This is a genomic window from Deltaproteobacteria bacterium CG11_big_fil_rev_8_21_14_0_20_42_23 (genome assembly GCA_002796345.1).
Classification (GTDB): domain Bacteria; phylum UBA10199; class UBA10199; order 2-02-FULL-44-16; family 2-02-FULL-44-16; genus 1-14-0-20-42-23.
In genome coordinates this window covers 33851-34129 of the sequence record PCXC01000074.1, presented here as the reverse complement: position 1 = coordinate 34129, position 279 = coordinate 33851, and the positions used below count along the sequence as shown (strand labels likewise).

The window sequence follows — 279 nt, the reverse complement described above, 5'->3', positions numbered from 1 at the left end:
TTACCTTCCAAAGTGAAGGAGGACTTGTGAAAAAGAATATTTCTCTTTTGTGTTTTGTTTGCTTGATCATGGTTTCATTGCAAGCACTAGCACAGGAATCTTTGTCTGATATCGATATGGAAACATTTCGAGATCACGCCGCAAAATTTGAACCTGCGAAAATAGTCAATCCATTTTCAACTGGCCAATCAAGTAACTTAGACGAGCTCACGATAGAGGATCTCGATTTGACAGGCATTGTTCTCAACGAAGCTGAACAATATGCCCTCGTCAATGGTC

The 279-nt window shown here is 40.1% G+C and carries 1 pseudogene (running past one end of the window); it reads left to right on the top strand.

Features of this window, described 5'->3' with window-relative positions:
• A pseudogene (locus COV43_08680) lies at positions 1–279 on the top strand (hypothetical protein); it runs 89 nt beyond the window's last position.